Below are 15295 nucleotides of genomic sequence, written 5' to 3'. Positions count from 1 at the left end.
ATGCTCATATATATTGTTATTAATAAGAGTGTACTACCCTTACGAGGGGCGCTGGCTCAACAGTGTTAATGTACGTGTTTTTTCTACTAAAAAGGTAGGTATGTCATGGCAGAGCAATTTGCTAAAGCTTGGGAAGATTTTGCTGCAGGTGAGTGGCAAAGCGAAGTAAACGTTCGTGATTTCATTCAAAAGAACTACACGCCGTATGAAGGCGACGAGTCTTTCCTAGTTTCTGAGGGTACTGAAGCAACTAACAAGCTTTGGGCTTCGGTAATGGAAGGTATCAAACAGGAAAACGCAACTAAAGCACCTGTAGATTTCGATACTTCTGTTATCTCTACCATTACTGCTCACGATGCAGGTTACATTGAGAAAGATCTTGAGACTATCGTTGGTCTACAAACTGAGAAACCACTAAAACGTGCAATCATCCCTAACGGTGGTGTACGTATGGTTGAAGGTTCTTGTAAAGCATACGGTGAAACTCTTGACCCAATGGTTTCAAAAATCTACTCAGAATACCGCAAAACACACAATGCTGGCGTTTTCGATATCTACACTCCTGATATCCTAAAATGTCGTAAGTCTGGTGTTCTGACTGGTCTTCCTGATGCTTACGGCCGTGGTCGTATCATTGGTGACTACCGTCGTGTTGCACTTTACGGTATCGACTTCCTAATGAAAGACAAGCAAGCTCAATTTGCTTCTCTTCAAGAGCAATTCGAAAACGGCGAAAACCTAGCAGAAACAATGCAACTTCGCGAAGAGATCTCTGAGCAACACCGCGCTCTAGGTCAAATCAAAGAGATGGCTGCTAAGTACGGCTTCGATATCTCTGAGCCAGCTCAAACTGCTCAAGAAGCTATCCAATGGACTTACTTCGCTTACCTAGCGGCTGTTAAGTCTCAAAACGGTGCTGCAATGTCTCTAGGTCGTACTTCGACTTTCCTAGACATCTACATCGAGCGTGATATCGCTGCAGGCAAGATCACTGAAGTTGAAGCTCAAGAAATGATCGACCACTTCGTAATGAAGCTACGTATGGTTCGTTTCCTACGTACTCCTGAGTACGATGAGCTATTCTCTGGCGACCCAATCTGGGCAACAGAGTCTATGGGTGGTATGGGTATTGACGGTCGTACGCTAGTAACGCGTTCTAACTTCCGTTTCCTAAACTCTCTATACACTATGGGTCCTTCTCCAGAGCCAAACATCACTGTTCTTTGGTCTGAGCAACTACCTGACGGCTTCAAGCGTTTCTGTGCGAAGGTATCTATCGATACTTCTTCTATCCAGTACGAAAATGATGACCTAATGCGTCCTGACCTAGAGTCTGATGATTACGCTATCGCTTGTTGTGTATCTCCAATGATCGTTGGTAAGCAAATGCAGTTCTTCGGTGCTCGTGCTAACCTTGCGAAAACAATGCTTTACGCAATCAACGGCGGTGTAGATGAGAAGCTAAAACTTCAAGTAGGTCCTGTTTCTGACAAGATCACTGACGAAGTTCTTAACTACGATGACGTAATGGGTCGCCTAGACACATTCATGGATTGGCTAGCTAAGCAATACGTGACTGCACTAAACAGCATTCACTACATGCACGACAAGTACAGCTACGAAGCGTCTCTAATGGCTCTTCATGACCGTGACGTTCGTCGTACTATGGCTTGTGGTATCGCTGGTCTATCTGTTGCAGCTGACTCACTATCTGCAATTAAGTTCGCGACTGTTAAACCAATCCGCGACGAAGATGGCATCGCAACTGACTTCGAAATCGAAGGCGATTACCCTAAATACGGTAACAACGACGCTCGTGTAGATGATATCGCTTGTGAACTAGTTTCTACGTTCATGAACAAGATCCGTAAGCTTAAGACTTACCGTAACTCTATCCCTACACAGTCAGTTCTTACTATTACATCAAACGTTGTATACGGTAAGAAAACAGGTAACACTCCAGACGGTCGTCGTGCTGGTGCTCCTTTCGCTCCTGGTGCTAACCCAATGCACGGTCGTGATGAGAAAGGTGCTGTAGCGTCACTAACGTCTGTAGGTAAACTACCGTTTGCTGATGCACAAGATGGTATCTCGTACACGTTCTCTATCGTACCTAACGCTCTTGGTAAAGATGCTGAAGGTCAGAAAGCGAACCTTGCAGGCCTAATGGATGGTTACTTCCACCACGAAGCTGGCATTGAAGGTGGTCAACACCTTAACGTGAACGTTCTTAACCGCGACACTCTAGAAGACGCAGTTAAGCACCCTGAGAAATACCCTCAGCTAACAATCCGTGTATCTGGTTACGCTGTACGCTTCAACTCTCTAACTGCAGAGCAACAAGCTGACGTAATCGCACGTACATTTACTGAGTCTCTATAAGCTCACGCTCAATAGACAGTAAATAATAATTAGCCTCGCCAATGTGCGGGGCTTTTTTATATCTGATGCTAATTCCAATAACACCAACATTCTCCCTAAATGTTAGATATTGAACAAAAAAGGTCTTTTCCATTCACTTTTTTTCCACAAATTCGTGCAAATTACGGTAATATCGCGGTTCATAATTTAAGAGTAACTGCTCCATGAAATACCTTCGTTGTTTACCCCTGCTTCTTCTCTCTTTTTCATCTTTGGCGTCTGAACGTTCTACGGTCACTTTCGCATTAGACAATGATGGAGTTTTTGGCGTTGACCAAGACTATACCAACGGACTGTTTCTGGGTTACACATCATCAAGCATTACGCCATACGATTGGGTAAAACCATTAAGCCTATCTTACTGGGGCGCGAGCTCTTTAGATAAATGGGAGGTCACCCTTGGCCACAAAATGTATACCCCTTCTGATATCGAATTAGAAACGCCATCAGCGAACGACCGCCCATACGCAGGTTACTTACACACAGAACTCAACTACATAAGTTTGAACCCACAACAAGCTCAGCGTTTTAACATTACGTTTGGTACCACCGGTGAACGAGCGCTTTCTGAAGATGCTCAAAAACTGGTTCACTCGATCACTAAATCAGATGAGCCTTTAGGTTGGGAATACCAAGTGGATGATGAGTGGGCAGGCAGCGTTGGTTACCTAAGTCATTTCAACCTAATGCGTAATCAAGCGTTGGCGAATACCGACTTCGAGATCTCTAACGTTTCAGAAATCAACGTGGGTAACTTTAGAAGCGATATTTCATCAGGCTTTATGTTCCGTTGGGGTACTGACCTAGGTGGTAACTTTGGTGCGGCTAATATCACAAGCGAAAATCCATTTAAACCCGGGATGATCGGTGCTTCGAACACAGGCTGGTTTACCTATGCAGGCCTAGAAGGTCGTTACCGTTTCAATGACTTAACGATTGAAGGTGACCGCTCTGGTGTTGATGAATACGCGAATAAAAACAATGAAGATCCAGCTATCTACGACGTAACTCTAGAGAACCTTCAAGCGACAGCAGTCATGGGTGTGGCTTGGTACAACCAATACGTTGGTGCATCCTTTGCACTAACTGCAAAAACACCAGATTACAAAGAAGCGAAAGAGTCTATCTACACCACCGGTGGCATTACCATGTTCGCGTTCTTCTAGCGAATCACTCAAGCTTTCACGTTTACTTTTCAAGTTTGATAAAGGCAATCATCTTCCGTGGTGATTGCCTTTATTTTTAAAGGTCTCGTTACGATTTGACCCTATTTTATGTACCGTTTTTGTAATAAAATAAAGGGCATAAATTCCTCTACGAGAATAGCTCATGTCTACAACTGGTCGCATTCACTCATTCGAATCTTGTGGTACTGTCGATGGCCCTGGTATCCGCTTTATTGTGTTTCTTCAAGGCTGCTTAATGCGTTGTATGTACTGTCACAACCGCGATACATGGGACCTGCATGATGGCAAAGAAGTCACTGTAGAAGAAATCATCAACGAAGCGAAATCTTATCGCCACTTCATGAAAGCGTCTGGTGGTGGTATCACCTGTTCTGGTGGTGAAGCGATGCTACAACCTGAGTTTGTCCGCGACTTCTTCTTAGCTGCTAAGGCTGAAGGTATCCATACTTGTCTTGATACCAATGGCTATATTCGTAAGCATACTGACGTTGTTGATGAGGTTTTAGACGCAGCTGACCTTGTAATGCTCGATCTGAAACACATGCGTGATGAAATTCATCATGATTTCATTGGTGTATCTAACAAACGTACTCTCGATTTTGCCCGTTACCTTCATAAGATTGGTAAAACGACTTGGATTCGTTACGTGATTGTTCCTGGATACACAGACACACCAGAAGATGCACATCTACTTGGTGAGTTCATTAAAGACATGGACAACATCGAAAAAGTAGAGCTGCTTCCTTACCACAAACTGGGTGCGCATAAATGGGAAGCTCTTGGTTTGGACTACCCTCTTGAAGGCGTAAACCCGCCAAGTAAAGAGACAATGGATGAAATTGTTGCGGTTCTAAGCCAATACCACTCCAACGTAAAATACTAATACCAACGGTATTTAAAACCTGTTTCAAACGCCTCAATTTCGATTGGGGCGTTTTCTTTTTCGAGCCAAACAATCCTTTCACTTTTCTTTACAACTTTTGTTTATCAATTCAAAAAATCATATTAAATCCGTGTTGAGATCATGTTTCCACTCGTAGGAATGCTGTTACTCTTACTTCAACAAAAGAATACAACATTTAGTTTTTAGTGAGGCTTCTCCCATGGAAATGACCAATGCTCAGCGTCTAATTCTATCAAATCAATACTACCTAATGTCTCAAATGGATCCTGAGAACTCAGCTAAATATCAACGTCTACAAACGATTGTAGAGCGTGGTTACGAACTCCAAATGCGTGAGCTTAACAAAGAGTTTGGTTGTTTGACTGAAGCAGAATGTCGCGAAATCATCGACATCATGGAGATGTACCATGCAATGCAAGAGTCGAACAAAATGCTTGCAGAAGACGAGCGTAAAGAAGTTGATCAGCGTCGCCTACAGTTCTTAGGTTTCGACATTGCATCTGAAGCGCAAATCGTACACTACGTACGTTTCCTAGTTGACTCTGAAGGCCTTTACCCTCAGTTCGACAAAGCGGATCACCACTTCAATAGCCAAATGCCAATGCTAGACAAATACCGTCGCATGCTAACAACATGGCGCAACTGCCCTCGTCAGTACCACCTATGTGCGACAGAGCTATCTCAAATCTTCAGTGCTTAATGCATAAAAAGTTAAGCCTCAGATTGGCTTAAAACGTTTCAAAAAAGGGTTACTCATCACGAGTAACCCTTTTTTCATGTCTGCATATAATGAGAGAAAACGGGAACTATTAAGCGACGTGGATATGAAGCGTGCTTTAGATACAGAAAACACACATTAATCATGAAAATAAGATATTAAACATCGAACCGTTTCCCATTAATTTCTCTGATATCGCCCATTAACCAATGAGCATAAGCCTATGACTTATAAGTAATAAGCTCATTCACCTTTATTAATTCTACATCGAAACATTTAATACAAATTAAAAATCGCCACCCCAATTTCGAACGGTGTTTTTTATTTTAAAGAAGTAGCTAGAATGCTCACCGAAATTAATTAACCAGAGCGATAAACATGAGAAAATTCATCCTTGCATCACTAGCTATTCTGTCAACTTCATCTTTCGCAGCTAACGACATGTACGTACTTGGCGGCGTTGGCATCAATGAAGACGACACAGGCGTACAATTCACTGTTGGCTCACAAATTCTTGATACCAATTTTTATCTTGAATCAACAATGAATTACATAGACTCCGACAGCAATGAGGTTACGTCGGACGTACATGGTGACCTAACTAAGTACAAAGGCAATTTGAAACACTTCAAAATGTCTTTAGCGCCAATGTACAAATATAGCTTCGATGAGTCTTTTGCTATCTACGGTAAAGCTGGTCTTGCTTACTCTAACCTCAACTCTAAATTAACGATTACTGATAAAGATGGCTCAGTGAATAGTAAGTACTCAGATAGCGAATGGGGTGCAACTTACGGCATAGGTGCTGAATTTAAGTCACCGAAACCAATGTTTGGTAACTCGAAGTTTATGGCGCGTGTTGGTTTCGATTGGTACGACTTTAGCTCAGGTAACGTTAATCTAGGTAGTGACGGTACTCTAGGTCTACAAGCCGGTTTCACTTTCTAAAATATTAAGCAGAAAGGTTTACAGTAGTTAAACAGATCACCGTAATCACGATTCTTGGAGTCTTGACGTCAACCGGTCTGTATCTCGCATCAATAAAAAGGGTTACTCATCGCGAGTAACCCTTCTGCATCCACTTCTTTTTGGCTAAAAAACGTAAGCAACACCGACGTTTGCCGCCATATTAATTCCGCTTTCTAAGATTGGACTATTCTCGATATCACCCTCTAGGTTGGTGTAACGAACACCACCAGTCACTCGAATATTCGGCGTTACATGTAAGTAACCACCTAAACCAATAAAGTACTGGCCATCCCAATCGGCATCAAACTCGTTTAGATTCGTTCTTGCAGCTTCTGCTGAGCTCACACCATACAAGTGGTTGTTCAAGCGTTCACTGTTGTAAGCGTAACCAATCGAAGGCGTAATCGCCCAGCCATTGCGGCGAATAGGCAGGCGCCAAGCCGCTTCAGCATAAATACCGTTGTGCCTAAAGCCTAAGTCTGAGCCCGCTGTTGCCTCAAACATACCCACCAGCGTAATCACTTGATAGCTGACGCCACCTAATACCGAAGCTTTACGTTCATCTAGTTTTTGAATATCCACATTGTCTGAGTCACCTGGCTTTAATGTTCTTGGATCATAAACCGCTCGAAACACAATATTCTGAGGTGAGCCGGCTGGTAACAAACGATAGCCAGCGCTGAATCCACGCATGAAAAAGTGTTCACCTTCATAGCCAATCATCGGAATAACCGCGCGATTTGACGGCGTGTCTTTGTACACAGCAGGAGAATAAGAAGCAGCCACACCCAATGACCATTGTGATATTTTTGCGTGCGTAGTGGTCGCCGTTAACATTACTGTTCCAACAATGGCGATTTTTAACCAAAGACTCTTCACTGTTTCTACCTATTTTTTAAGCGATTTCTGATAACGCTGCGCATTATATGGTACTACATTCCAAAAAATCAATAGAACCCAGTAATACATCCGATACACATAAATACAGTGTGGGAATTGTAAAATGGTTTAAAAACACAAAACGAAAGACCAAAACCCTTCGTATATAAAATTATTGGATTCTACTCGCATCAAGTTGCCTATAGCTTTAGCGGGTCTTTCAACACGCAAAATTGTAAATAAATACATAATTGTTAAGCAAAATTGTGGAAGCGGGTCTAACCTTAAAATGTAGGGAGAGCCTATTTTTCAATCGCTCGTCAGTTTTGACTGGTTAACAAGGGGAATGTGACTATGAGTATATTTGACCACTATCAATCACGTTATGAAGCAGCCAAGGAAGAAGAGCTGACACTGCAAGAGTTCTTGGCGCTGTGTAAAGACGACAAAAGTGCTTACGCCAACGCCGCGGAGCGCTTACTTCTGGCTATTGGCGAACCTGAGGTTATTGACACCGCGCAAGACCCTCAATTAAGTCGCATTTTCTCGAACCGAGTTATATCTCGTTACCGTGAATTCGAAGATTTTTACGGCATGGAAGACGCGATTGAACAGATTGTTTCCTATCTAAAACACGCTGCGCAAGGCCTAGAAGAACGTAAACAGATTCTTTACTTGCTTGGTCCTGTGGGCGGCGGTAAATCATCGCTTGCTGAAAAGCTAAAAGCACTGATGCAAAAGCTACCTATTTACGTACTTTCTGCTGACGGTGAACGAAGCCCAGTAAACGACCACCCATTCTGTCTATTTGACGTCAATGAAGATGGCGACTTACTGAAAAACGAGTATGGCATCGAAAAGCGCTATCTTCGTTCGATTATGTCTCCATGGGCTGCAAAACGCCTGCATGATTTCGGCGGCGACATTTCTAAATTCAAAGTCATCAAGCTACGCCCTTCTATCCTCGACCAAGTGGCGATCGCGAAGACAGAGCCTGGTGATGAAAACAACCAAGATATCTCTTCCCTAGTTGGTAAAGTAGATATCCGTAAACTAGAACACTTCTCTCAAGATGATCCAGATGCCTACAGCTACTCAGGTGCGCTATGTAAAGCTAACCAAGGCCTGATGGAATTCGTAGAGATGTTCAAAGCGCCGATCAAGGTACTACACCCTCTACTAACAGCAACTCAAGAAGGCAACTTCAACGGTACTGAAGGGCTTTCTGCACTGCCATTCGACGGTATGATTCTGGCTCACTCGAACGAATCCGAGTGGCAGACATTCCGCAATAACAAGAACAATGAAGCCTTCCTTGACCGTGTGTACATTGTAAAAGTCCCTTACTGTCTGCGCGTTTCTGAAGAAGTTAAGATCTACAAGAAACTGCTTGAGCACAGTGAACTGTCGAACGCACCATGTTCGCCAAGCACACTCGACCTGCTATCGCAATTCAGCATCCTATCGAGACTGAAAGAGCCTGAGAACTCGTCTCTGTTCTCGAAAATGCGCGTTTACGATGGTGAAACCCTTAAAGACACCGATCCAAAAGCGAAAAGTTATCAAGAGTACCGCGACTACGCAGGTGTAGACGAAGGTATGTCTGGTCTATCGACTCGTTTCGCCTTTAAGATCCTATCTCGCGTGTTCAACTTCGACCAAGCCGAAGTGGCCGCGAACCCCGTTCATCTGTTCTACGTCATTGAACAACAAATTGAACGTGAGCAATTCCCTCAAGAAACCGCCGAGAAATACCTTGAGTTCTTGAAAGGATATCTAGTGCCACGCTACGTAGAGTTCATCGGCAAAGAAATTCAAACCGCTTACCTAGAGTCTTACTCTGAGTACGGTCAGAACATCTTCGACCGCTATGTAACCTACGCAGACTTCTGGATCCAAGACCAAGAGTACCGCGACCCAGAAACAGGTCAGCTATTCGACCGCGCTTCTCTAAATGGTGAGCTAGAGAAAATCGAAAAAACAGCCGGTATCAGTAACCCTAAAGACTTCCGAAATGAGATTGTGAACTTTGTGCTTCGTGCCAAGGCGAACAATAACGGTCAAAACCCAGTTTGGACCAGCTACGAGAAACTGCGCACTGTGATTGAGAAGAAAATGTTCTCCAACACAGAAGAGCTACTTCCTGTTATCTCGTTCAACGCTAAGACCTCTACGGATGATCAGAAAAAGCACGACGACTTCGTTGCTCGTATGATGGAAAAAGGCTACACCGAGAAACAAGTGAGACTGCTATCTGAGTGGTACCTAAGAGTTCGTAAATCCTCATAACTAAACGGTATAGAGCTGCTCATGTGGGCAGCTCGTACCAACCAATAACTCTTATACCCGTGTAAAAGTAGGATCGCGACATCAGCTGAGAGGGAGTTCTTATGGCACAATTTATCGATCGGAGGCTCAATGGCAAGAATAAGAGTGCTGTAAACAGACAGCGCTTCTTACGACGCCATAAAGAGCAAATCAAAGAATCTGTGGCCGATGCAGTCAACCGACGCTCAATCACCAACACTGAAACTGGTGAGGACGTCACTATTCCTCATAAAGACATCAAAGAACCAAGCTTTCACCAAGGTCAAGGTGGCGTAAGAGAACGCGTGCACCCTGGTAATGATCAATTCATCACCGGCGATAAAATCGAGCGCCCGAAAGGTGGTGGTCAAGGTGGTGGCTCAGGCCAAGGGGATGCTAGCCCAGATGGCGAAGGCCAAGATGAGTTTACTTTCCAAATATCAAAAGACGAGTACCTAGACATTCTGTTTGAAGATCTCGCCCTGCCTAACCTAGAGAAAAATCAGGTCAACAAAATCACCGAATGGAAAACGCACCGCTCTGGTTACCAAAGCGCGGGGATTCCATCCAACATCGCGATTGTTCGCTCACTGCAACAGTCACTTGCTCGCCGAACCGCAATGACGGCAGGTAGAAAGCGCGATTTAAAAACCCTAATGGACCAGCTCGATCAAGTTCAAATGACCGAGCCCGCTCAACCGTTTGAAGAAGCTCGAATCAAGGAAGAGATTGCCGAGCTACGTAAGAAAATCGATAGCGTGCCGTTCATCGATACCTTCGATTTACGTTACAAAAACTACGAGAAACGCCCTATTCCATCTAGCCAAGCGGTGATGTTCTGCTTGATGGATGTGTCTGGCTCGATGGACCAAGCCACTAAAGACATCGCAAAACGTTTCTATGTGCTGCTGTATCTATTCCTTAATCGCACCTACGAAAATGTCGATGTGGTGTTTATTCGTCACCATACTCAAGCCAAAGAAGTCGACGAGCACGAGTTTTTCTACTCGCAAGAGACCGGTGGCACCATTGTATCGAGCGCCTTAAAACTGATGAAAGAAATTGTTGCTGATCGTTACCCGGCTAATGAGTGGAATATCTACGCGGCACAAGCGTCTGATGGTGATAACTGGGCAGATGACTCGCCTCGCTGTAAAGAGTTACTGGTGAATACGCTTCTGCCGACTTGCCAATACTACTCGTACATCGAGATCACGCGTCGCTCACACCAAACGCTCTGGCACGAGTATGAGAAGTTAGAAGCGAGCTTCGACAACTTCGCCATGAAAAACATCAAAACAGTGGATGATATCTTCCCTGTGTTTAGAGAACTGTTCCAGAAAGAGACAGCGTAAGGGGGCTTGCCATGACAGCGAAATCAAACGTTGCAGAGAAAAAAGCTGCACCAAAGAACAACGACAAGATGCTGCCTGATGGTCCAGATTGGACGTTCAACCTCTTAGAGCGATACCACGTTGAAATTAAGCGTGTGGCGCAGCATTACCGACTAGACACTTACCCTAACCAAATCGAAGTGATCACTTCTGAACAGATGATGGATGCATACTCGAGTATCGGTATGCCTATTAATTACAACCACTGGTCATTTGGTAAGAAGTTCATTCAAACCGAACAGAACTACAAACATGGTCAAATGGGGCTCGCGTATGAAATCGTAATCAACTCGGACCCTTGTATTGCCTACCTAATGGAAGAGAATACCGTGACGATGCAAGCGCTGGTAATGGCACACGCTTGTTACGGCCATAACTCTTTCTTCAAGGGAAATTACCTGTTCCAAACATGGACAGATGCTAGCTCAATCATCGACTACTTGTTGTTTGCTAAAAAGTACATCAATGATTGTGAAGAGAAATACGGCGTTTCAGAAGTCGAACAACTGCTCGATTCTTGCCATGCTCTGATGAATTACGGCGTTGACAGATACAAACGCCCAGAGAAGATCTCCATCGCGGAGGAAACCGCTCGCCAAGAAGAACGTGAGGCTTACCTGCAATCTCAAGTCAACGAACTGTGGCGCACAGTGCCACAAAACCGCGACAAAGAGGAAGAGCAGAAGGTACGTTTCCCAAGTGAGCCACAAGAGAACATTCTTTACTTCATTGAGAAGAATGCGCCTTTACTGGAGCCTTGGCAGCGTGAATGTGTACGTATTGTTCGTAAGGTCAGCCAATACTTCTACCCTCAGAAACAGACTCAGGTAATGAATGAGGGCTGGGCAACCTTCTGGCACTACACCATTCTTAACCATCTATACGATGAAGGCCTAGTAAGTGATAAGTTCATCTTAGAGTTCCTACACAGCCATACTAGCGTAGTCGCTCAACCAGCCTATAACAGCCCTTATTTCAGCGGTATCAACCCATACGCGCTTGGCTTTGCGATGTTTAGAGACATCCGTCGTATCTGTGAAGAGCCAACCGATGAAGACAGAGAGTGGTTCCCGGAATTGGCAGGAACGGATTGGCTAGAGGCGGTGCACTTTGCGATGCACAACTTCAAAGATGAAAGCTTCATCAGCCAATACCTTTCTCCGAAGATCATTCGAGACTTTAAGCTGTTCGCAGTGCTCGATGACGATCGAAAAAACACCATTGAAGTGAGTGCGATTCATGATGACCCGGGCTACCGCCTGATCCGTGAAAAGCTCGCCGCGCAATACAACCTCAGCAACCTTGAACCCAACATTCAAGTGTTCAATGTAGATGTACGCGGCGATCGTTCAATGACATTGCAATATGTCCCTCATGACCGTATCCCTCTGGATAAAGGCTACGACGAAGTGATGAAGCACTTATATCGCTTATGGGGCTTCGATGTGATTTTAGAAGAGGTCAAAGATACAGGTCATCGAGAAATCCTAACCACTTGCCCGAAACGTAATGATTACGGAGCAAAAATCTAATACTCATCGCCGTTAATCAGTAATGGGTATAAGACTCCGCTCCCCCTACAACATAGTGGTCACCCGCTCGGAAGTGGAGCAACAAAAAAGCGCATAAGTCGTCGACTTATGCGCTTTCCTTTTAAGCTTCTTTTGGCTCTTGCTTCTTGAGCTCTAGCGTCTTAAACGAACACTATTAAACGATCGGCTTTTGACCGCGTTCAATCAGCTTCATCAGCACGCTGTCTGCAGATTTACCTGCCACACCTGCGAGCTTGTCCGATAGCTTTTTCTTCTGTACATAGTGAATCGCTAGCACTGTCTTGTCTTTGCATGCTTCAACGACTAGGTCATCAGAAGTGCGGATCTCATCCACTAGCCCAAGTTCATGAGCTTGCGTACCAAACCAGTGTTCGCCCGTCGCTACTTTATCAAGATCAAGTGCAGGGCGGTGGTCGCGAATGAAGTCTTTGAATAGACCATGTGTCTCTTCTAGCTCTTCTTTAAACTTCTCACGTGCTTTATCGCTGTTCTCACCAAACATAGTCAGTGTGCGTTTGTACTCACCTGCTGTTAGCTGCTCGAACTCAATATCATGTTTCTTAAGCAGTTTGTTAAAGTTTGGCAGTTGAGCAATCACACCAATAGAGCCAACGATAGCGAAAGGCGCTGACACAATTTTGTCTGCAATACATGCCATCATGTAGCCGCCGCTTGCCGCCACTTTGTCTACCGAGATAGTCAGAGGCAGACCTGCTGCTTTGATACGATCAAGTTGAGAAGACGCCAAACCGTAGCCGTGAACCATGCCACCGCCAGATTCAAGCTTAAGTAATACTTCATCGCCTTCACGAGCAACAGCCAAAACCGCCGTTACCTCTTCACGTAATGAAGCCACTTCTTTCGCATCAATGCTGCCGTTAAAATCAAGAACAAATAGATGTGGTTCACGCTTGCTATCAAGCTCGCCCTCTTTCGCTGCTTTTTTCACTTCTTTACCGCGTGATTTTACTTTCTCTTTTTCCGCTTTCTTTTCTGCTTTATCACGGGCTTTGATGAAAGCATCATCGTGTAGATGGTGCTCTAATTGTTCGATTGTCTGTTTATGGTGTTCAGATAGGTTCGTGATTTCCAGCTCACCTTTAATCGCGCTTGATTTTCCACCCACAGATTTAGCAATGACTAAAATTGCGATGATGGCGATTACAACGGTCGCAATCTTGGCTAAAAACAAGCCGTAGTCCAACAAAAATTCCAATGTCATATCCCCTAATGTATGAATTAGTGTATTGTAACCATCTTGTCACGATTACCAAGAATTTCTCATCATTCCTGCGGTTATCTGTGTGATTAAACATCAATGGAATGGCGAACATAATAAAAGAAAGAAGGATAAGCACAGTGGATTACCCAATCTCTACAGATGCCCTCAAAGATAAAGTAATTTTGGTTACTGGTGCTGGTGCCGGTATTGGACGCCAAGCAGCACTAAGCTTCGCTCAACATGGCGCGACAGTTATTCTGCTAGGCCGCAATGTTAAAAACCTTGAATTTATTTACGATGAAATCGAAAGTGCTGGTTACCCACAGCCTGCGATCATCCCACTGGATCTAAAAGGCGCGACAAAGCAGAACTACATTGATATGGCTGAAACCATTGAGTCACAGTTCGGTCGTTTAGACGGTCTACTTCATAACGCTGGCGTTCTCGGAACTCTGAGCCCGTTTGAGCAGATTGATGAAGAGACTTTTGATGATGTTATGCAGATCAATGTGAAGTCTGAGTTCTTGATGACTCAAGCACTTCTGCCTGCTCTTAAGAAAGCGGAAGCAGGTCGTATCGTATTTACGTCTTCTACCGTTGGCCATTCTGGCCGCGCATTCTGGGGCACTTACGCGATCTCTAAGTTTGCTACCGAAGGTATGATGCAAATCTTAGCGGATGAGCTTGAAGACACCAACATCCGTGTTAATGCGATCAACCCGGGCGGCACTCAAACTCGAATGCGCGCAAAAGCATACCCAGGTGAAGATGCAAACAAGCTAAAAACGCCACTGGATATCATCCCACTGTACTTACACTTAATGAACCCAAGTGTGACAGATATTAATGGCCAATGTATCGATGCTCAACCTAAGTAGTTGATATTATAATCAATCGTAAAAAGTCGCTTTAATAGTGGCTTTTTTTGTATCTAAATCAAGTATCTAACACTTACTTCTACTAATTTTCGTCATTTTGCTTTGCATCTTTTTCACGATTAAATATACTGTATAAATATACAGGTATTTAATTATGCATGAACTCATAAAAAACTTACAAGACCGCCAGCTAATCTGGAAAGGGCTACAATCAACAACGCTAGGAAGTACCACTTCAACAGGCTATCCGCAATTGGATAAACAGCTTGATGGTGGCTTTCCGACGCACGGCGTTATTGAAGTTGAATCACAACAAGGGATCGGCGAACTTCGCCTGCTTACACCCTATTTAGCCCAGCAAAACTCACAGAAACTGGCCATATTCATTAACCCGCCAGGGAAGATCTGTGCCGAGTTTTTTAGTAGCCAAGGAGTCGAACTTGATAACATCTTGGTGATCGAGCCTCAACGCGATCTCGATGCATTATGGGCTGCTGAGCAATGCCTCAAGAGTGGTGCTTGCCATTCTGTATTGTTATGGGGAGCCGATCTCGAAATCCACCAAACCAAACGCTTACAAACAGCAAGTGAAACCGGTAAATGCCTGCAGTTTCATTTTAAAGCCACCAGCCATAATCAATTATCCCTACCCGTTTCTTTAAGCATGAAGCTCTCTTCTCATGCTCAGGGGTTAAAGGTTGAGGTAACAAAAAGAAAAGGCAGCTGGTCGTATGGCAGCTTTATCCTCGACATGACTCACCATTGGCCGTTACTGACAGAGAAAGTCATCAGCATCGACAGTTCACACCGTGCCTTGTCTGCTAATACTGTGCTGGCTTTTCCTATTGCGAAACAAGGCTAGC

General features: G+C 44.3%; 12 protein-coding genes. 10 read left to right on the top strand and 2 right to left on the bottom strand.

Annotated elements, in window-relative coordinates:
* The first annotated feature begins 105 nt into the window (after positions 1–105).
* The 5 genes from pflB to F0228_RS10705 all read left to right on the top strand — a co-directional run bounded on the left by pflB (position 106) and on the right by F0228_RS10705 (position 6178).
* Positions 106–2382 carry a formate C-acetyltransferase gene (gene pflB, locus F0228_RS10725; protein ID WP_061034197.1) on the top strand — a complete coding sequence of 759 codons (2277 nt, stop codon included), beginning with the start codon at positions 106–108 and terminating at the stop codon, positions 2380–2382.
* Positions 2383–2585: 203 nt separating this feature from the next.
* A complete protein-coding gene (locus F0228_RS10720) occupies positions 2586–3587 on the top strand; it encodes a lipid A deacylase LpxR family protein (RefSeq protein WP_171730706.1) in 1002 nt (333 codons plus the stop codon).
* 163 nt (positions 3588–3750) lie between these two features.
* Positions 3751–4491 (top strand): pyruvate formate lyase 1-activating protein, encoded by a 741-nt coding sequence (pflA, locus tag F0228_RS10715; protein ID WP_061034194.1) that lies wholly within the window; start codon positions 3751–3753, stop codon positions 4489–4491.
* A 220-nt stretch (positions 4492–4711) separates the two neighbouring features.
* Complete coding sequence (locus tag F0228_RS10710) at positions 4712–5212, top strand: YfbU family protein (RefSeq protein WP_061034193.1); 501 nt, start codon at positions 4712–4714, stop codon at positions 5210–5212.
* A 396-nt stretch (positions 5213–5608) separates the two neighbouring features.
* Positions 5609–6178, top strand: coding sequence for an outer membrane beta-barrel protein (locus tag F0228_RS10705; protein WP_171730707.1), 570 nt, complete (start codon positions 5609–5611; stop codon positions 6176–6178).
* 144 nt (positions 6179–6322) lie between these two features.
* On the opposite strand, the gene F0228_RS10700 is transcribed toward F0228_RS10705, so the two are convergent.
* On the bottom strand, positions 6323–7036 hold the full coding sequence (locus tag F0228_RS10700; RefSeq protein WP_171730708.1) for a MipA/OmpV family protein: 714 nt from the start codon (positions 7034–7036) through the stop codon (positions 6323–6325).
* A 396-nt stretch (positions 7037–7432) separates the two neighbouring features.
* Here F0228_RS10700 and F0228_RS10695 point away from each other — a divergent pair, with 396 nt between their 5' ends.
* From F0228_RS10695 to F0228_RS10685, 3 genes are all read left to right on the top strand, one after another.
* Positions 7433–9367 (top strand): PrkA family serine protein kinase, encoded by a 1935-nt coding sequence (locus F0228_RS10695; protein ID WP_004737402.1) that lies wholly within the window; start codon positions 7433–7435, stop codon positions 9365–9367.
* 101 nt (positions 9368–9468) lie between these two features.
* The gene (locus tag F0228_RS10690; protein WP_004737401.1) at positions 9469–10740 is read left to right on the top strand and encodes a YeaH/YhbH family protein; all 1272 of its coding nucleotides are present in this window, start codon (positions 9469–9471) and stop codon (positions 10738–10740) included.
* A gap of 11 nt (positions 10741–10751) precedes the next feature.
* Positions 10752–12311 carry a SpoVR family protein gene (locus tag F0228_RS10685; RefSeq protein ID WP_061034190.1) on the top strand — a complete coding sequence of 520 codons (1560 nt, stop codon included), beginning with the start codon at positions 10752–10754 and terminating at the stop codon, positions 12309–12311.
* Between the two features lie 175 nt (positions 12312–12486).
* Here F0228_RS10685 and sohB read toward each other — a convergent pair whose 3' ends face one another.
* Complete coding sequence (gene sohB / locus F0228_RS10680; protein ID WP_019820882.1) at positions 12487–13554, bottom strand: protease SohB; 1068 nt, start codon at positions 13552–13554, stop codon at positions 12487–12489.
* Between the two features lie 137 nt (positions 13555–13691).
* Between sohB and F0228_RS10675 the strand changes: the two genes are divergently transcribed.
* A complete protein-coding gene (locus F0228_RS10675; RefSeq protein WP_017629695.1) occupies positions 13692–14432 on the top strand; it encodes a YciK family oxidoreductase in 741 nt (246 codons plus the stop codon).
* A 154-nt stretch (positions 14433–14586) separates the two neighbouring features.
* A complete protein-coding gene (imuA, locus tag F0228_RS10670) occupies positions 14587–15294 on the top strand; it encodes a translesion DNA synthesis-associated protein ImuA (protein WP_171730709.1) in 708 nt (235 codons plus the stop codon).
* Position 15295 lies beyond the last annotated feature (1 nt).

The organism is Vibrio sp. 99K-1, from assembly GCF_013114585.1.
In the GTDB taxonomy this organism is placed as follows: domain Bacteria; phylum Pseudomonadota; class Gammaproteobacteria; order Enterobacterales; family Vibrionaceae; genus Vibrio; species Vibrio chagasii_B.
The sequence above is the reverse complement of the archived record's forward strand: the minus strand, read 5'-3'. Positions and strand labels throughout refer to the sequence as shown.